We start from the raw sequence: 19,664 nt of genomic DNA on the forward strand, positions 1-19,664 counted from the left end.
CGTTTTTCTAGCATATTATTTTTTATGCTAAGAAAAAATAGACGCTTTATTCAATAAAATAAAGCAGTGTGTAAATATTGTAATTTAGCTTATGCATCACCGTCTTAACATGCATGTATCTCAACCACTACACCTATCTTCCTCAACGGTTTATTTTTTATCCTTAAAAAATCTATAAAAACATAGAACATTACGCCGTTAGTTTAGCAAATTCTTAGGCTTTTAAAATAAAGCTATACAATTGTAAACAGCTTTTTGTCTTTGTTGCAAATTAGTGCTTTTTTCGAATGTCTCATTAACATTTTGATATTTTATTAAGGAATTTAGGTTACACACAATCGATATATTCGATTTCTAATTTATTGATTGATACAAACAAAGATAATGGATTTTCATCCAGAGAGAATAGAAACGAAAAGTGCGCAGTAAAATCCTCCTTTTTTATTACAGAGACAAAATATATTACGTGCAAAAAATACAAAGAAAATAAAATAAATCCTGAACTTACACAAAATTCAAAAGAGAAAAAATAACACTTCATCTTATGCATCTTATCTATGTGTAATCATCGACAAGTTAATAAAATCAGAACAGATCCACTAATTCCGATAATATTACATCCTAATAATTAGCATTACATTAGAACTGTATTATAGAATCGTACATTCAACATTATAGCCACAATATTTTCGTATATTCACAACTCCTGTATCCAAAATAAAATATTGCCCTTTTATCCCTAAAAGAGACCCTGTAATGACAGGCGTTTTCTCAAACGAAAGCATTCGTATCTTATTAGGATATTGCAGCACAGGATAATCCAACCAAGTGACTATAGTTTTTTTAAGTTTATGAATATCGCTCGTTTTAAATTGGCGAATTACTTTAGAGAGAACATAATCAGTTTCTTTTAATAAAGAACTTCTTTCAGATATTAGATCTACTTTTTTAACATCATTTCTTAACATCCGTCGCCAATTAGTACGGTCGGTAATAAAAGTTTTTAAACTAACTTCTATCATTCCTGCTTGGTATCGATTGTTCGTTTGAAAAACAGGTATTGCTTGCACAGCACCTTGATCAATCCAACGAGTTGGTAATTGTGTTTTCTGAGTAACTCCAATTTTTAGACCTGAAGAATTAGCTAAATAAACTACATGACTGCTATGACAATGAGCGTGTGCCCAATCGTCAACAGTACACCCTCCTGTTTCTATCCGACAACGTTCTGGATGGATAATACAAAAATTGCACTCTTTTAATCGTCTTAGGCAAGGAAAGCAAAATCCTTGTTGAAAGCTTCTGTTAGTTTCTCGTCCGCATTGTATACAATAAATTAGCCCCGTATAATGGAGCGTAACGGATTTACCTAACCAGTTATTTAATAAAATATTTCCATATTTTGGATGTATGAAATAATATTCAATAGGAATCTTAAGAATACTTGTTAATTTTCTCAAACGGATATTGATTCTCATTTTTTTTAAACAGAATATTTTCTTCCACTGGCTTTCCACCGATAAAATGATTTTGAATAATTTTCTCAATAACATCTAAGTTACACGAATGATACCAAATACCACGCGGATACACTATTGCGATTGGCCCTTGATAGCAAATCCTTAAACAATCCACTTTCGTTTGGTAAATACCACCCACACCTGTTAAATTTAATTCATTTAGCCGTGTTCTGAGATATTCCCACGATGCCATTCCTGTATTCTTTGAACAACACCGAGGGTTGGTTTGATTACAACATAAAAAAATATGATGACGAATTTTTTCTAACTTTAAAGTATTTAATTTACACTGTAATTTTTCGTTTTTATGAATAATCATTATTAAATATCGTATCTCCTTCTACAAAAAATTCTAAATAGTAAAAATTTAAAGAACAACTCTTTAAATAATTACAATTGAAAATCCAACATTCTTTGAAGTGGGATTCTAGCTTTATCTATAATGTCAGCGTCGATTAGAATTTCGTTGTCACCAGTAAGCAAAGACTTTTCTAAATCTAACAACGTATTCATAGCCATCCAGGGACAATAACCACAACTTCGGCAGGTTGCTCCTTCTCCAGCAGTAGGTGCTTTAATAAAAGTTTTGCATGGCGATTGCTGTTGCATTTTATAAAAAATTCCATAATCGGTTGCTACTATAAAAATGGAATTTGGCAACTCTTGTGATGCCTTTAATAACTGAGCAGTGGAACCAATTATATCAGCTTGTTCTATAACAGAAGCAGGTGATTCTGGATGCACAAGAACCGCTGCTTTTGGATATTCTTTTCGTAAAGCCATTAAAGACGCTCCTTTAAATTCTTCATGTACAATACAAGCTCCATTCCACGAAATTAAATCGGCATCCGTTCTCTTCTTTATATAATTTCCAAGGTAACGATCAGGAGCCCATAGAATCTTTTTATTGTCTTGGTCAAGAAAATTGACAATAGCTAATGCGTTTGAAGAAGTAACTATCCAATCTGCTCGTGCTTTCACCTTTGCTGAAGTATTACAATAGACTACTACAGTCCGATCATTATGTTTATCGCAAAATTTAGAAAATTCCTCAATAGGACAAGAAAGATCGAGTGAACAAGTAGCCTTTTGTGTAGGCATTAATACTCGTTTTTTCGGACTTAGTATTTTTGCATTTTCACCCATAAACCGAACACCTGCTACTATTAATGTCGTTGCGGGTTGCTTCATACCAAACTGGGCCATAGCCAGAGAATCTCCAACGAAACCTCCTGTGCTATCTGCTAAAAATTGGATTTCAGGAGGCGTATAATAATGAGCGATTACTGCAGCTTTTTTTTTCATAAGCAGATTGGTAATACGCATGATATTTTGATTAAGTTTAGGAGTTAACGAAAACATAAAATTTGTTCATTTTACAATAAGGACTATATTTCCTTATCTTAAATCCGCCAAATAGGATAAGCATATGTTCATTTCAATCGACTATAATCCAATTTGCAATTGAATTAATACCTTCATCATATTGGTTTTTCAAAACCATTCCTCTTGGCTGAAAAGACACGAGCAATAATAATAAAAATTATGTTTCGCCACTTGAGAAAAGATCTAAAAAATCCTCATAACTTTTCAAGCCTTCTTTTTATACTGTTTCGCTACAATACAAATAAATAGAGAATTATAGCGAGTCCGTTACACTCGTTCAATTTTTTCTGTAGAAAACAGATAATCCAACCATAAGTTGGATAAAATTTCCTGAGTTCGATTCTGAAATAAACGTTCCTCAATATTCTTAATATCGACTAATTCTATTGGTTGATGCTGCCAAGAACAAGAATAAACAGCTTTTGTTCTCCAACCGGTACGAGGATCAATTTGCCACTGTAAACATTGAGCACATACTCCCTTCATCATACATTGCATTGGGCCATAAACTGCAGCAAAGAACTCTGCTTCTGGTTTAAAATATTTTCTCCAACTACCTTGCAGACCTTTTTGAATTTGCTTTAGCAAATCGGTTGAATCGATAATATAGACAAGGTCTATATCATATAACGAAATGGGTAGTATCTCTGTCATGCAGAAACGTAAAAAGGAAGAGACCCCCCCGCGTATTACTCTATCTTGTAAACGTTTTAATTTAATGGTTTCTCCATTGGTTGTTTTCAATATCCAAAAAATTACATTGCTTATTGATTCTAATTCTTCTTGGCAGTAATTAAATTCCTTAACTTCTTCTACTAGAGCTATGTAAAATACACGATGTCCTGATCGTCGTAATACCGGTCCTAAAGAACGTAAATACACAGCGGCTAAAAATCCTCCAACAACCATTATATTCTTTTTACTTCCATCTTTAAGAATTTTACTATAGCAACCCGTTGGCCCCATAATAGAGATTGGTTGGCCCGGTTGTAAAGTGGCTATCAACCGGGAACTAGCTCCTCGTTCTAAAATCATAAAACCCATCACATCCGGATCGCTAATACACCGATTTGCACTAATAACGGCTAGAGCTTCAGTTTGTAAGCGCGTACCATTAACAAGTGGTGATAAGTATTCGAAATTCTGTAATCGATAAAATTGACCCGCCTTAAAATTACGAGCTGCCATTGGGGCTCGAATTTGACATTCTACTAGTGTAGGTGAATGCCTTTGCACTGTCACTATCTTAGCTTCAAAAAGCGTAGCTATTCTATTACGGAACTTTTTATATTCAATTTCATCTCCTTGATTATCGCATTGTAAAGCTTTGACTATCTTAGGATAGGTTTTCTTAGCAGAAGCAATGGCTTTTACAACACTACCATGGAAAATAGGATGTGTATCACCTAAAAAACTCACGAAATAACCGTTCATATTATAATCCGTAAAAGGTCCAAAATTTGTAATTTTACAATGACTGCTTTCAGTAACTTCTTTTAATTGATGAGCTTTTAACTCGAATCTTTTATAATTAAATCCCTCACGAGATAAAGCATTATTATGTTCATAAGCATAAGCTATATTAGGTCTAGCACCTGTTGCCACAAAGATAGAACGAGCAGGTAAGACTTGTTCTTTATCTGTCATATCAGAAATTTCATCGCTTGCTATGCACCGTTTACATACTAAATCCATTGCTAAGCCATTATTATCTGTTTGTACAGATTTTGGTTCTAAATTTTCAACATAATAGATACCTTCTTCTAAAGCTTTTATTATTTCATTGTAGTTTCGTTTATAAGCAGAAGATTCTTTCATAGTCCGTCTATAAACTACAGTTACTCCACCCCATTTTCGAATAAGTTTCATAAAATTAACTGGACGATTTTCCTCTTTTGCTTTTTGACGTTCTTCACCAACTACTTTTCCATGATTAAGAAATTCATCTAAAATTTCTAGAGATACTGTATCAAAGCGAGATCTTAATATTTCTTCGCCAAAGTGTGCAATAAGCTTTTTATATCGTTGTATTACTTTTTCTACTTGAGCAATATAGTACGCTTGAACTTCTGTAGCCGTATCAATAGCCGTTAATCCGCCTCCAATGACTACCGCAGGTAAACGAATTTGTAAATTCGCTAAACTCGAAGATTTAGCGGTGCCTGTCAATTGCAATGCCATGAGAAAATCATTGGCTTGACGCATTCCAGGAGCTAAACTATGTGGAATGTTTAGTTCTCTAGATAATCCAGCGCCTACAGCTATTGCTAAGTGATCTAAGCCTAAATGCCATGCGTCTTCAATTAATAAGGTACCGCCAAAACGAATACCACCAAATACTTGAAAATAAGGACGTCTTAATAAGCTAATATAAATCAGTTTTAAAAAATTTTTATCCCAACGTGAAGTAATGCCGTATTCAGCGACTCCTCCGAAGCCAGTTATGGTTCGAATATCTAACTGCTCTTGTAAATCAATATAATGCAGAATAGGTTCTGTAACAAGTTTAGAAGGCAAAGGCTCGATTTTCAAACCATCTACTCCTACGACAGCAAATCCTTCCATTAGGAGAAAATGTGCTAATGTAAAGCCAGCAGGTCCCATGCCAACAATTAAAACTTTTTTTCCATTATAAGTTTTAGGGAGATATTGCTTCTGTCTTAGAGGGTTCCAGCGCGTCAGTAAATCGTATATCTCTACTCCCCACGGTAATTCAAGTACGTCCGTTAAAACTCGTGTTTCGGTCTGAGGAATATCGACAGGTTCTTGTTTTTGGTAAATGCAAGCTTTCATACAATCATTACAAATGCGGTGTCCAGTGGCAGGACACATCGGATTATCAATCATAATAGTAGCTAGAGCAGCGATTGCATAACCTTTTTTTTTCAAGAAATGCATTTCAGAAATTTTTTCATCCAAAGGGCATCCTGTTAGTATTTCACCTAAAGGATTAATTTTCATTTTTTGATGAGAATCACTTTTCTTTACAGGAAACCCTTTAGAACAAAAATCACTATTAGTTTTGTGACAATAAATACAATAGTTAATATGATGCATTACTTGGCGTCGATTCATTCGAGAATCCGTTAAAGTAAATCCGTCCCTATAACGATGTAATTCGGTAGGTCCTTCTAAGCGTTTTATGTTATCTTTAGCAATCGCAATCGTTTTTACTAGATTGTCGTAGTCTAAGTATTTAGGTAAATAAAAACTTTCCCACCCTTTTACTGCTTTTTTACCTTCTGATTGAGTCAAGGCCGCAACACACCACAAGATCAGTTTTTCAATAAAATTTGCATTGTCTTTAGGTGCTTTCAATAAATCCTGTCCCCAACAAGCAATAGCCCATTCTCGATCAGACATATCTAATCTACTTTTTTCTAATTGAGTATTTACCCATTGATCTAATAATGAAAAGTCTTCTATTAAATCCGATTTTTTTAGCAATCGTTTTGCTTGACGTAAAATATAGAATTTTTTGAAATCAAAAATAATATTTTCTCTTAAAGTCGTGAGGCGCAAACGATCAACTTGCGTTTTAATCAAGAAAAGATCAGCAATAAAGGACTCTAATATGATTCCACAAGCGATAATCAATTCGCTAGTTGATTTAAGTTTTAAAAATTTTGGCTCCTTCTTTCGATAACAAAGAAGTTGTTCGTATACCATCTCGTCTTTTTCTTTCAAAAAAGTTAGGAACGTAGTATCCAGCTTTTTAAGTCCATTTGTTGTCAATAGTTCTGAAAAGTTGAATTCCGTTTGATTTATTGATAGATTGTCCATACAGAGAATGTTTTTTGTTTTAACCGTGTTTAGCAATAAAAGAAAACCTTATAAAAAGATTTCCGGAGCATACACCAGTGAAATCGACAGGAGCCTGTCTGATTTTGATCGGAGTCATGTCCTTCTATCCGACCAACTTTCTGAAATTAAAAAACACAAACAGATCTTCTGCTTTCGAGATAACTCTTGCTCTGTTATAAAAAAAAAATCCTTGTGGAATTTTTCAGATAATAAATCTTCTCTATAAGCTTTCTAATAATATTATAATATATCTATATCTTATTTGAGCAATTGCTTTAACTTTCCATTTTTAAACAATTCACTGACAATATCTTTTCCACCAATAAATTTTCCTTTAATATAAAGTTGCGGGATAGTCGGCCATTTAGAAAAATTTTTAATTCCTTGACGCAGCTCATCTGATTCTAAAACATTAAAGCTTTTAAAATTAATTTCGCATTGGCGTAAAATACGAACTACATATTCCGAAAATCCACATTGAGGAAAATCTTCGGTTCCTTTTATATATAGTACCACGGGATTATCTTCTATTTGTTTTTGAATTACCTGATGAATGTTCATTTTTAAAGTTTCCTTAAATATTCAATTATCTCTAAGATACAAGTGTGTTAGAATATGAGCGCTGTTGTTTTTACAAGATGTCATTTTGTAAAAAGAAACCTCGTGTGCAAGACGTAACAATCCCAATCTTACAGAAACTTTGCGACGCTCGCAATCCTGTAAAACTTTGATTTGCTTAGTAAGATGACATATTACATGTGTGTAATTACCTTTTTACCTTAATCAGCGGCTTTAATTGCGCTTTTTATTATATTGATATATATTTATCGCTACGAGAATAACGTGACATGACTTTTGTTGTAACCGATAGCTGCATACAATGTAAATACACAGACTGCGTAAAAGTTTGTCCGGTGGATTGTTTTCGCGAAGGACCTAACATGTTAGTTATAGATCCAGATGAATGCATTGATTGTAATCTTTGTGTACCAGAATGTCCAGTTGACGCTATATTTTCTGAAGATGATTTACCTAAAGAGAAGCAAACTTTTTTAAGACTCAACGCAGAGCTTTCAAAAAAATGGCCTGTCATTGCTTCCGGAAAAAAAGCTTTAGAAGGTGCTGACGATTGGATAAATATACAAAATAAATTGCAATATTTAGAACGTGAATGGCCAAAAAAAAATGGTAAATGAAGTATTTTCTTCTCGAACAACTTCTTGTCAAAAAATTTATTTGTCGTGTTAGTCATTAATACGTTTTAATCTGAATAAATTTTTCTGTTGCTTCAATTTTTTCCAGATCAATATTAGATGGGATGTGTAGATTGATTGAGTCTATCAAGAAAAACAGTTACAATTTAGCAACTAAATGCCGAGAATTTAAGCAGGATGTGTTTCTGATTTTATTGTATTAAATGGAGATATTATGACTACTAATGCTTATAAGAGACGTATTGGGCCTATTGGTCTAATGATGTCTTCTGTAAGCGCTATGATTGGTTCTGGATGGCTATTTAGTTCATTGTATGTCGGTCGTCTAGCGGGACCTGCTTCTGTTGTTGCTTGGATGTTTGGTGGAATATTAGTAGTCATTGTAGCTCTTACCTATGCAGAGATTACAACTATGTTACCTATTACTGGAGGTAGTACCCGTTTTCCGCAGTTAACTCATGGCACTTTTGTTAGTTTATTTTTTGGGTGGATTACGTGGTTTAATTTAATGACAGCTCCAGCTACAGAAGTTCAAGCGATGATTCAATATGCCGCTAATTACTGGCCTGATTTGATTCGACAAAATGGAAACAGTGTACAACATGGATTAAGTTTAGAGGGTTATCTTATCGCCACGTTGTTAATGATAGGTTTTAGTTTAATTAACATTTATTCCATTCGATTTACTACCAGTCTTAATAATGTTTTTTCATTCTGGAAATTAATTGTACCAATTTTAACTGCTTTTGTGCTCATAATAGTTGCTTTTCATCCTTGTAATTTTTCTAATCTACAATATGGTGGATTTATGCCTAATAATTGGAAGGGTGTCTTCGCTGCATTAGCAACAGGAGGAATTTTGTTTGCTTTTAACGGATTTAAACAGGCAGTAGAGCTTGCGGGAGAGGCAGATAATCCAGGCCGAACTATAATGATTGCTATTCTAGGTAGTTTAATAATCGTATTAATTATCTATTTATTACTACAAATTGGTTTTATTGGGGCTTTAAGTGCTGACAGTTTGTCGAAGGGTTGGCTATACATACATTTCATAGGTGATGCGGGGCCTCTAGCTGGTCTCTTGATGACATTGGGTATTACTTGGATGGCTGTTTTACTTTATATTGATGCTTTAATTGCCACTGGTGCTGCAGGATTAGTTTATAGCACTAGCGCAGCTAGAACTTTGTATGGATTAAGTGCCAATCGCCAGTTACCTAAATTTTTACACGAAGTAAATGAGAGAGGAATTCCTGCTAAGGCTGTCATTGTTAATTTTATAGTAAGTATGACATTTTTCTTGCCATTTCAAGGTTGGTACGAGATGGCTGAATTTATGTCATCAATTATCGCCCTTTCTTATATTACAGGGCCGATTTGTTGTTTATCGTTGCGTTATCAGCTACCATGGCAAAAGCGAGTTTTTCGTTTACCCTTGATTACAATATGGAGTTTTATTGGATTTTATATTTGTACTCTCATTGTTTATTGGACAGGTTGGCGTGTAGTTTCAAAATTAGGAATTAGCTTAGTGGTTTCTTTTATGCTTTTTATTTTTTATCGATTATTGTCCACACGTCCTAGAGGTATTCATATGAATTGGCGTGCATCTCTTTGGATGTGGCCATATTTACTTGGACTAAGCGTTATTTCTTATTTAGGATCTTATGGTGGAGGTCATGATAAAATTTCTTTTGGATGGGATTTTTTATATCTTGGTATTTTGTCTATTGTCGCTCTTTATTTAGCGGTTGTATTTCGGGCTAGTGATAAACATGTAAGGGTTACACTTAATAGTTTTGAAGAAGAAGTCATGACTGGTATTCCATCTACTGTCCCTGACTAAAAGTGAAGAATCACAGTAAAAACAGAAAAATAGCAAACTGTTTAATTAACATTCTCTTAAAATTCGACGTCTTATGAAAAAACTTTACATAAAAACACATGGTTGTCAAATGAATGAATACGATTCCACGAAAATAATAGACGTTTTGTATATGTCTCATCAATTAGAGACTACTAATAAACCGGAAGACGCAGACGTTCTTTTGCTGAATACATGTTCTATACGAAAGAAAGCTCAAGAAAAGGTATTTTCTGAATTAGGTCGATGGAAAGCTTACAAATCAAAAAGGCCTCATATAATTATTGGTGTTGGAGGCTGTGTAGCAAGTCAAGAAAGAGAGAGTATTTTGAAACGCGCTCCTTTTGTGGATATTGTTTTTGGACCACAAACCTTGCATCGATTACCAAAATTATTAGATACAGTTATCCAATTTAAAAAATCAGTTATTGATGTTGCCTTTTCAGAATTTGAAAAATTTGATTATCTTCCGGAGCCTCGCGCAAGTGGACTCTCGGCCTTTGTTTCCATTATGGAAGGATGTAGCAAATATTGTACTTTCTGCATAGTGCCTTATACTCGAGGTGAAGAAATTAGTCGACCATTTGACGACGTCATAGCTGAAGTTGTTAAATTATCTCAACAGGGCGTTCGAGAAATTATTTTACTTGGTCAAAATGTTAATGATTATCAAGGTGTTATGTACAATGGAAAATTAGCTAATTTAGCTTTACTTATTCATTATTTAACTGCTATTAAAAAAGTAAAAAGAATTCGGTTTATTACTTCCCATCCTTCTGCTTTTTCCGAAATCTTGATTAATTCTTATGCTCAAGAACCTAAAATTGCAAACCACCTTCATCTACCCATTCAAAGTGGTTCCGATCGAATTCTTCAAATAATGAAACGTAATTACACTGTATCAGAATTTAAATATAAAATTCATAGGTTGCGTAAGATCAGACCTGATATTAGCGTTTCTTCGGATTTTATCGTTGGTTTTCCAGGAGAAACTGAAAGAGATTTTCAGGACACTATAGACCTTATTCATGAAATTGGCTTTGATTATTCTTTTAGTTTTATTTATAGTCCTCGTCCGGGAACTCCTGCTGCTCAATTATCTGATAACATCTCCATAAAAGTTAAAAAAAAACGTTTGTCAATTTTACAAAATTGCCTACGAATGACAGCATTAAAAATCAGTCAATCAATGTTAGGAACTCGACAACGTGTTTTAGTGATGGGGCCTTCAAAAAAATATCCTAAGCAACTTAGTGGTTGTACTGAAAATAACCGAATCGTAAATTTTGCAGGAGCAATGTCTTTAATTGGGAAAATAGTTTTTATCAATGTTGAAGAGATACAGTTAAATTCTTTTCGAGGCAGTATTTGCAGCAAAAGTATTTAATTTGAAATAATAGGAAATATATTAATAAGGACGATAATATTGGAAAAACTTTTTTATAGTAATGGAACATTGATTGCGAATTTACTTGAACATACTTTCAGCAAACACAATGGATGTTGCTTATTGTTGTTAAATATGAAACTAAGCATTAGCGTTCAAAATGCTACGAAATTTTCTGTGCCTTCTCTTCTAGAATTGAGAAGATGGGTAGGTATTACTTTCCAATGTATTCCCGTTACCATAGATAATGGTTTATCCGAATTAACAATTCGTTTTATTGATCAAAATGAGAGTGCTACTCTAAATAAAATTTATAGAAACCAAAGAGGTCCTACAAATATTCTATCTTTTTTCTATGGGACTATTCCTGGATTTCCCGAAGATTTAATTGGAGATTTAGCCATTTGTTCTCCTTTAGTTTTTCAAGAAGCGAAAACACAAAAAAAATTTTTACAAGCTCATTTTGCTCATCTTGTCGTTCATGGGGTTCTACATTTGCTAGGATACAATCATGTTAAAATGCAAGAAGCTTTAGAAATGGAAACATTAGAAATAGCAGTTCTTTCTCAATTTGGATATAAAAATCCGTATAAAGACTGATATATTGTTTTATCTAATTATCACTAGAAAACTTTAAAATAAATTGTACACTTATTTCTAGCATGAATTTTTACACTTAATGTAGAGATTTTTTAAAGTATTCTCAGGGTATTTTGTTGTCTTAGTTTCGGTACAACAGACTGATTTTTCATCGTTATTGTTTTCAAATTTTACATTTGAAAGCACTGTACTCTTATTCAAAGTTCTATATAGAAAGCCAATAATGTGGTTGAGTATTTTTAAAATTGGAACCTCTGAGTTAGAAAATACTAATTTTTTATTTCTTTGTAATACACAAGATTTTCCTCTGCCTTTTAATTTCTAAAAATAAACCTTATAACCTTGATTGTTCTTTTAAAGAAAAATTAAGTGCTTTATTACTAGAATCTATGGAATATCATTAGTTGTAACTTTTGTAGTTGAAAGTTTATGCTTTTTATTATTTTTTTATAAAGCAATATAATTCTTATTTTTTACTAGTCTTTTAATACAAAAAATCTATTTAAAATCTTTAATATATACGTTGCTACTTTTCTGAACAGTCGTTTTAAAATAGCATTTGTAACTTAAACGTTTACAAACGGAGTACTGTTGATTAATTCTAGTTAAGTTCAATATTTTCCCTATTTTCCCTTGCTGAATGCTAGTGTGCTTCCATCAATTTAGTTCTTAAGGTATTCTTAATTGTTATGAGTAATATACCATACAATCCATCTAGTATTGAAAAAGCTGTACAAACTTATTGGGAGAAAAAAGGATGCTTTTCAGTTAAAGAAGATTTGAACAGAGAAAAATTTTATTGCTTAGTGATGCTGCCTTATCCAAGCGGAGATTTACATATAGGGCACATTCGAAATTATACTATCGGAGATTTAATAACGCGTTATCAAATGCATAAAGGCCGAAACGTTTTACAACCTATGGGGTGGGATGCTTTTGGATTACCTGCTGAAAATGCTGCTATTCAACATAAAGTATCTCCGGCAGAATGGACTAATAAAAATATTAAAAAAATACGAACACAACTTAAACAATTAGGATTCGCTTACGATTGGTCTCGGGAAATCACTACATGTGATCCTCTATATTATCGTTGGGAACAATGGTTTTTTCTCCAATTGTATAAAAAAGGTCTTGCTTATAAAAAGAATGCTGTTGTAAATTGGGATCCTATTGATCAAACAGTATTAGCTAATGAGCAAGTCATTAATGGACGAGGATGGCGTTCAGGTGCTTGCATAGAAAGACGTAAAATTTCACAATGGTTTCTGAAAATTACCGATTATAGCGAAGAACTTCTTAAAAGTTTGAATGCGCTAAAGGGTAAATGGCCTGCACGAGTAATTACAATGCAAAAAAATTGGATTGGTCAATCTCACGGCACCACGGTGATTTTTTCTTTAAAAGATAGAGTAGATGAATTACGAATTTTCACCGCACGTCCTGATACTATTATGGGAGTTGCTTACATTGCGATAGCTCCAGAGCATCCTCTTGCAAAAGCGTATGCTAAGCAAAGCAAAAAAACTATTGATTTTGTAAAAAAATGTGAAAAAACGCGTGTAGCAGAAGTTGATATAGCCACTCAAGAAAAAGAGGGTATTTTAACAGACCTTTGTGCTATTCATCCGATCACGAAAAAAGAATTACCAATTTGGATCGTAAATTTTTTCCTAACAGATTATACTCTCTGTCAGGAGGATATAATTAGTGGGAAAGGGGCTGTAGCAGCAGTTCCTGCGCATAATCAACAAGATCATGCCTTTGCTATAAAATATAACTTGCCTATCAAGCCGGTTGTTAGACCGGCCAATGGCCAATGGAATTATGAGAAAATTGCTTATACCAGCAGATCTGGAAAACTTTTTAATTCGGGAATGTTTAATGAGTTAGATGTAAAAAAAGCGTTTGATATTATTATCGATTATTTAAGCTCTCATGGACGTTGCACTAACCATCAGATAAATTATCGCCTACGTGATTGGGGTATTTCCCGTCAGCGTTGTTGGGGAACACCGATTCCTGTTGTTTATTGCAAAAATTGTGGTGTTGTTCCAGTTCCTGAAAATCAGCTTCCTGTTCTGTTACCAGAATACATCGTTCCTACTGGATATAGTATCTCTTTAAAAGAGGATGAAGCATTTTATAAAACAAAATGCCCTAACTGCGGTAAGACTTCTGTAAGAGAAACAGATACAATGGATACCTTTGTCGAGTCCTCTTGGTATTACGCTCGCTATACTTGTCCTGATCAAGAAAATGCTATGTTAGATGATCGTGCTAAATATTGGACACCTGTAGATCAATACGTTGGAGGCATTGAGCATGCTATTATGCATCTACTTTATACTCGTTTCTTTCATAAAGTACTTAGAGATTTAGGTTTTCTGGATTCTAATGAACCTTTTTTACGATTACTTACTCAGGGAATGGTATTAAAAGATGGTATGAAAATGTCAAAATCTAAAGGAAATGTCGTTACACCACAACCATTAATAAAAAAATATGGATCCGATGCCATACGGCTTTTTATAATTTTTACAGCTCCTCCAGAACAAGATTTAGAATGGTCAGATATTGGAATTGAAGGAGCTCATCGTTTTCTAAGAAGATTATGGGATTTTTCTCATCAAGTTAAAGATATTTTGTTAGGTATTAATCAAAAAAAAAGACGATATCATCAATCCAAAACTTCTAAATACACATATACACGACAAATGATGCATAAATACTTGCTTCAAGCTAATAATGATATGGAACGTCATCAATTCAACACAGTCATTTCTGCGTCGATGAAAATTTTGAATCTATTATTAACAACACTTACTATGAACGATGAAATAAAATTTCTCTTAATTCATGAAGGATTAGGAATATTGTTATGTCTTTTATCACCTATTACTCCTCATATTACCCATTTTCTTTGGCGATTATTAGGATTTGGGGAAAATATTTTAGATACTCCTTGGCCTAAAGTAGATTTTAGGGTCTTAAAAACTTTACAGATAGATATAATTGTCCAAATTAATGGAAAATTGAGGGCTCGTATGCGAGTTTCCGCGGACACTTCGAATAAAGTAATTAAAAATCTTGCATTGAGTCAATACAATATTCAACGTTATATCTCTGGTACAAGAGTTAAAAAAGTTATTATCGTTCATCAAAGATTAGTTAATATAGTAATATAAGAAAAGTGTTAGATAAAATAAGGGTGATATTCTTAATACTGATTAGTGTTCTTATCTGTAATGCCCTAGTGGGTTGTGGATTTCAACCACGATTATCTGGAGATGTTCCATCTTGTCTGCGTTCTATTTACATAGATTCTTCTCAATTTTGTGATCCATTGATCATTCAATTGCGTAAAACTCTTCAAGCATTAACAGTTCATATAACTAAACAAAAAGAGACTGCTCTTGTTATTCTTCGCATTATTGACATTCATTGGAAGCCACTTATACCAAATATCTTGTACAGTAATGGAACTACATCTTATATTTACTTACTGAGTGTTGATTTTGATTTAGAAACTCGTAACGGGAAAATACTAATAGGTCCTAAAAATATAACCTTACAACGTCATTTAATACAGAATATCAGTCAAGTATACACTCCTAATGCCAATCAACTAATGAAAAAAGAAATGGTTGAAGCCATGGTGTCTTTGATTTACAGAGTATTAATTGTTTACGGAGGTAAAATAAAATAAATGCAAATATCATATAAGAAGCTTGACATGCATTTAATAAACCAACCTCTTCTGCCAATTTATCTTATATGTTCAGATGTTCCACTTTTAGCACAAGAAGCTCGAGACAGTATTCGAAAAGCCGCTTATCAGAAAGGCTTTTTGCAAAGAGAATTGTTTTTTATTGACAGCGAATATGGTTGGACAGCATTGGATATTGCTGTTAATAATTTTGATATTTTTAGTGAAAAAACTTTCATTGAAATTCGAAATCCCCAAGCAAAATTTAGCGAAAGAGGAATTCAGTTACTATCGCAATATGTGCAGAATCCACCACCTAACAAAAAATTATTAATTATCACTGACAAATTGACGACTGTACAAAAAAAGGCAATATGGTATAAGGAGATTTCTAAATCGGGAGTTGTAGTTTTGTTTTGGCCTTTATCCAAAAAAGAGCTACAAAAATGGATTGAACAACGTTTAAAAAAATTCAATATGGTCGCCGATATAGAAAGTATAAATCTTATTTCCGCCTTTACCGAAGGAAATTTGTTAGCGGCTCAACAAACAATAGAAAAATTGTATTTAATTTTTCAAGAAAAACCGCTGAAATTTGCAGACGTTAGTATCGTTATTCACGACAATGCATACTTTACAGTTTTCGATTTAGTAGAGGCTGCATTACTAGGAAATCAATTACGAGTAACACGAATTTTGTCAAACTTAAAATTTGTGGATAAGGAATCTGCTCCTTTAGTACTATGGGCTTTAACCCGAGAATTACGAAACATTTATACATTTTTTTTTCAGCAATCTAAAAACAGTAAATATTCTACACAATTATTTTCATCACAATGGCTACTTTATAAAAAACCTATACAAATAGCACGCTCACGCCTTAACCCGAAAGTTGTTTCTAGACTATTACAATATTCAAAACAAGTAGATTGGGTGATAAAAGGAGTAATACCGGGAAATGCTTGGCAAGAACTAGAGGTGCTAGGTTTAGCTCTTGCGGGAAAAATGCTACGATGAGTTTTCCATTATTGGGATTATTTGGTGGAAGATTTGATCCAATTCATAACGGACACTTATCTGTTCTTAGTCAGTTAATAGAAAAGCTTCCTTTTGAAATTATCCAATTAATTCCTTGTTATCAATCTTCTCATCAAAAAAGACTAATGGCGAATTCGCTAGATCGATTAGAAATGATTCGGTTAGCCATCGTTGATTACTCAATGCTTACTGTTAATGACATTGAAATTGAGAGGCAAGGTGTCTCCTATACTATTTATACACTACAGTTTTTGCGGAATCTGTTACCAAATTATTCTCTTTGTTTTATTCTTTCTACCGATGCTTTTGCTAGATTTAATCTCTGGTACCGTTATGCAGAAATTTTGAATTATTGTCATTTGATTGTCACTAACCGAACAACCTATTGTTTGTCTATGGATACATGGTTAGAAACGTTACTGCAAAATCAGACTATAGATCCTAATGATCTTAAACGATTTATCTCGGGCAAAATATTTTTTCAACAACTGTCTGCTTGCCCGATTAGTGCTACTAAGATTAGAGATTATTTAGTACAAGGTAATTATACGGCCATACAATCCATGTTGCCTAAAACAGTAGTTGAGTATATTAAGAGACATAATCTTTATCAATAATTATACAAAAGTGTTTATAGTTATTTTTAGATACAGTATGACTATAAAAGAGGGAGGTATTTCTTACTTGTATAAGATATGAATCTAGCTATATAATTTAACTCTTACATTATGAAAGGAGCAAACAACTCATCTAATAATGAGTAATGCACTTGTTAAAATAATTATTAATACTATGCGAAAGCACGATGGGCTACGGATTAATAATTTCAATACCACAATCTTGTCCACCTTAGCTGATTATATAATAATCTGTAGTGCTGTGTCGGAACGTCATGCTAGTACATTAGCTAATAAGATTGTTTGGCAAATGAAACAGTGTGGAACATTATGTTTTTCAGTGGAAGGAAATGCTAAATCAGGATGGATCCTCATCGATTTTCTTGATATTATCGTTCATATCATGCTTCCCGATGTTCGCAATTTTTATAATCTAGAGGAATTGTGGAGCATGTAATAAAAGAAAATTTATTGTTTTCATGCTTGCTTGTAATGATAAATTAAAATCCTATAGATTTTTTTAGTTTATAAAAAAATAAATGCGGCGGTTTGCGTCTTTTTTTAGAGTGCACTCTAAATAGCATTTTTATTGCCTATACAATCAAATACAGGAAAAGAGTCTTTTATCATCAAAAAGTGAAGCAACGTAAAATACGCAAAAGGCCGCTGTATTGCATATGCCTCCTAATAATACCAGACTCGAAGCACAATTGTTTAAAAATCGTAGTTTTAGTGTATTTCTTTTGATAATTCTTTTTATCTTTGTCCTAATAGGACAATTAAGTTTTTTACAAATAAAAAATCACCATTTTTATTCTACATTAGCTAAACGTAATTTATTAAGTATCATTCCTGTACATCCCGATCGGGGTTTAATTTTTGATCGATATGGCATTCCTTTGGCAAGTAATATTCCAATTTATACATTGATGATTATACCTAGTAATTATAAAAACTTTAATGAAACGGTAAAACAATTATCGAAAATTATCTCCATTCCTAGAGAAATAAAAAAAGTTCACTCTAAATTGTATCGATATCATCCTTACCCATCAATCCCCATAAAATATAAATTAACTGACGAAGAGATCGCGCATTTTTATGTTAATAGCTATCGTTTTCCTAATGTACGTCTTGCAGCACATATGGTGCGTTGTTATCCATTTTCTGATACTGTTAGCAATGTTTTAGGTTACGTAGGACAAATCAGTCCTAGTGAATTACAGAAAGTCGACTCAAGTAATTATACATCTAATGACATAACCGGAAAAGCGGGTATTGAAAAATACTATGAAAAACAATTACATGGAAAAATTGGTTTTAAAACAGTTGAAATCAATGCAAACAATCGGATTGTGCGTGTTTTGAAAACGACTCTTCCAATGTCCGGAAATAATATTTATTTAACGATTGATAGCGCATTACAAACCGAAGTAAAAAAGATCTTAGGAAACGAAAACGGTGCTGTTGTTATCATACAACCAGGCACAGGACAGGTTTTAGCGCTAGTCACAAATCCGAGCTTTAATACCAACCTTCTTATATTAGGCTTAAGCCAGAAACAATATCAGAAATTTCTTTGTTCACCTAAGCATCTTTTTTATAATCGAGCTATTCAAGGAGAATTTTCTCCTGGTTCTACTATAAAACCTTTTTTAGCCCTAATAGGTCTAGATAAGGAAATTATCACTTCACGCTACCAAATTTATGATCCTGGCTGGTTTAAATTACCGAACACCCATCATATTTATCATGATTGGAAATCAAAAGGTCACGGATGGATTAATGTAAAAAAAGCTATCATAGTTTCATGTGACGTTTATTTTTACAATCTAGCAGTAATGCTAGGTATTTACCGAATAGATGATATATTACATCGTTTTGGTTTTGGAAGTATAACAGGCATTGATTTACCAGAAGAAGTTTCTGGACTTTTGCCTTCCCCGAATTGGAAAATGAAAAATAGAGGTTATCCATGGTACACAGGAGATACTATAGAGACAGGTATAGGACAAGGATTTTTTCTTGTAACGCCTTTACAATTGGCCCAAGCTGTCAGTATTTTAGCCGAACGGGGTAGGGGATATCGTCCATCATTATTACTAAAAGTCGTTACACCAACAGGAAGAATACAAGTGTCACCATCGATTTTGCGATCACCAGTGATATTAAAAAATCCCCACAATTGGGATATTATAATCCATGCTATGCAAGATGTAGTTGATAAATCTTGGGGAAGTGCCCAATTCTTTGGAAGACATCCAGGATTTTCCGTTGCAGCGAAAACTGGGACAGCTCAGATCTATAAACATCAGCGTGAAGATAAAACACGATACAATGTGCTTCCTAAACGACTACGCAATAATCATCTTTTTGTTGCTTTTGCTCCTGTAACAGAGTGTCCAAAAATTGCTATTGCAGTAGTTGTTGAACATAGTGCTTTAGCTGATAAAATAACGGGGAAAATCATGCAATATTATTTTGAACATGCCAAAAATATAAATCATAAATGAGGAAATGTTTTT

Annotated in this window: 16 protein-coding genes; 11 read left to right on the plus strand and 5 right to left on the minus strand. The window is 33.2% G+C overall.

All coding sequences use genetic code 11. The features are described 5' to 3' along the window. Positions 1–650: 650 nt before the first annotated feature. The 4 genes from Z664_RS02750 to Z664_RS02765 form a co-directional block, all read right to left on the minus strand. Positions 651–1,460: a DUF2797 domain-containing protein gene (locus Z664_RS02750; RefSeq protein WP_230206099.1), complete on the minus strand. Its 810-nt coding sequence runs from the start codon at positions 1,458–1,460 to the stop codon at positions 651–653. Beyond that, entirely contained in the window at positions 1,435–1,839 is a 405-nt protein-coding gene (locus Z664_RS02755; protein ID WP_039670111.1) for a (2Fe-2S) ferredoxin domain-containing protein, read from the minus strand. The genes Z664_RS02750 and Z664_RS02755 overlap by 26 nt, the downstream gene beginning before the upstream one ends. 71 nt (positions 1,840–1,910) lie before the next feature. Further along, on the minus strand, positions 1,911–2,882 hold the full coding sequence (gene nadA / locus Z664_RS02760; protein ID WP_039670112.1) for a quinolinate synthase NadA: 972 nt from the start codon (positions 2,880–2,882) through the stop codon (positions 1,911–1,913). A 291-nt stretch (positions 2,883–3,173) separates the two neighbouring features. After that, complete coding sequence (locus tag Z664_RS02765; protein WP_039670113.1) at positions 3,174–6,689, minus strand: FAD-dependent oxidoreductase; 3,516 nt, start codon at positions 6,687–6,689, stop codon at positions 3,174–3,176. 7 nt (positions 6,690–6,696) lie between these two features. On the opposite strand from Z664_RS02765, the gene Z664_RS03145 reads away from it, so the two are divergent. Further along, the gene (locus tag Z664_RS03145; protein ID WP_369677289.1) at positions 6,697–6,936 is read left to right on the plus strand and encodes a CBU_0585 family protein; all 240 of its coding nucleotides are present in this window, start codon (positions 6,697–6,699) and stop codon (positions 6,934–6,936) included. A 32-nt stretch (positions 6,937–6,968) separates the two neighbouring features. Here the strand turns inward: Z664_RS03145 and grxD are convergent, their stop codons facing one another. Beyond that, positions 6,969–7,271, minus strand: coding sequence for a Grx4 family monothiol glutaredoxin (grxD, locus tag Z664_RS02770; RefSeq protein ID WP_039670114.1), 303 nt, complete (start codon positions 7,269–7,271; stop codon positions 6,969–6,971). Positions 7,272–7,558: 287 nt separating this feature from the next. Here grxD and fdxA point away from each other — a divergent pair, with 287 nt between their 5' ends. The 10 genes from fdxA (at position 7,559) to mrdA (ending at position 19,652) form a co-directional block, all read left to right on the plus strand. Next, positions 7,559–7,906 carry a ferredoxin FdxA gene (gene fdxA / locus Z664_RS02775; RefSeq protein ID WP_039670115.1) on the plus strand — a complete coding sequence of 116 codons (348 nt, stop codon included), beginning with the start codon at positions 7,559–7,561 and terminating at the stop codon, positions 7,904–7,906. Positions 7,907–8,138: 232 nt separating this feature from the next. Continuing rightward, positions 8,139–9,770: an APC family permease gene (locus Z664_RS02780; RefSeq protein ID WP_039670116.1), complete on the plus strand. Its 1,632-nt coding sequence runs from the start codon at positions 8,139–8,141 to the stop codon at positions 9,768–9,770. Between the two features lie 73 nt (positions 9,771–9,843). Further along, positions 9,844–11,175, plus strand: coding sequence for a tRNA (N6-isopentenyl adenosine(37)-C2)-methylthiotransferase MiaB (miaB, locus tag Z664_RS02785; RefSeq protein ID WP_039670117.1), 1,332 nt, complete (start codon positions 9,844–9,846; stop codon positions 11,173–11,175). 135 nt (positions 11,176–11,310) lie between these two features. Continuing rightward, a complete protein-coding gene (gene ybeY / locus Z664_RS02790) occupies positions 11,311–11,775 on the plus strand; it encodes an rRNA maturation RNase YbeY (RefSeq protein ID WP_039670279.1) in 465 nt (154 codons plus the stop codon). A 689-nt stretch (positions 11,776–12,464) separates the two neighbouring features. Continuing rightward, positions 12,465–14,963: a leucine--tRNA ligase gene (leuS, locus tag Z664_RS02795; protein ID WP_039670118.1), complete on the plus strand. Its 2,499-nt coding sequence runs from the start codon at positions 12,465–12,467 to the stop codon at positions 14,961–14,963. 23 nt (positions 14,964–14,986) lie between these two features. Next, positions 14,987–15,484, plus strand: coding sequence for an LPS-assembly lipoprotein LptE (locus Z664_RS02800; protein WP_230206101.1), 498 nt, complete (start codon positions 14,987–14,989; stop codon positions 15,482–15,484). 27 nt (positions 15,485–15,511) lie between these two features. Continuing rightward, on the plus strand, positions 15,512–16,501 hold the full coding sequence (gene holA, locus Z664_RS02805; protein ID WP_230206102.1) for a DNA polymerase III subunit delta: 990 nt from the start codon (positions 15,512–15,514) through the stop codon (positions 16,499–16,501). Beyond that, complete coding sequence (gene nadD, locus Z664_RS02810) at positions 16,498–17,139, plus strand: nicotinate (nicotinamide) nucleotide adenylyltransferase (protein ID WP_039670121.1); 642 nt, start codon at positions 16,498–16,500, stop codon at positions 17,137–17,139. Before holA ends, nadD begins: the two co-directional genes overlap by 4 nt. A gap of 139 nt (positions 17,140–17,278) precedes the next feature. Next, entirely contained in the window at positions 17,279–17,596 is a 318-nt protein-coding gene (rsfS, locus tag Z664_RS02815) for a ribosome silencing factor (protein WP_039670122.1), read from the plus strand. Between the two features lie 220 nt (positions 17,597–17,816). Further along, the gene (gene mrdA, locus Z664_RS02820) at positions 17,817–19,652 is read left to right on the plus strand and encodes a penicillin-binding protein 2 (RefSeq protein ID WP_039670123.1); all 1,836 of its coding nucleotides are present in this window, start codon (positions 17,817–17,819) and stop codon (positions 19,650–19,652) included. The last annotated feature ends 12 nt before the right edge of the window (positions 19,653–19,664 follow it).

The organism is Coxiella endosymbiont of Amblyomma americanum (assembly GCF_000815025.1).
Lineage (GTDB): Bacteria > Pseudomonadota > Gammaproteobacteria > Coxiellales > Coxiellaceae > Coxiella.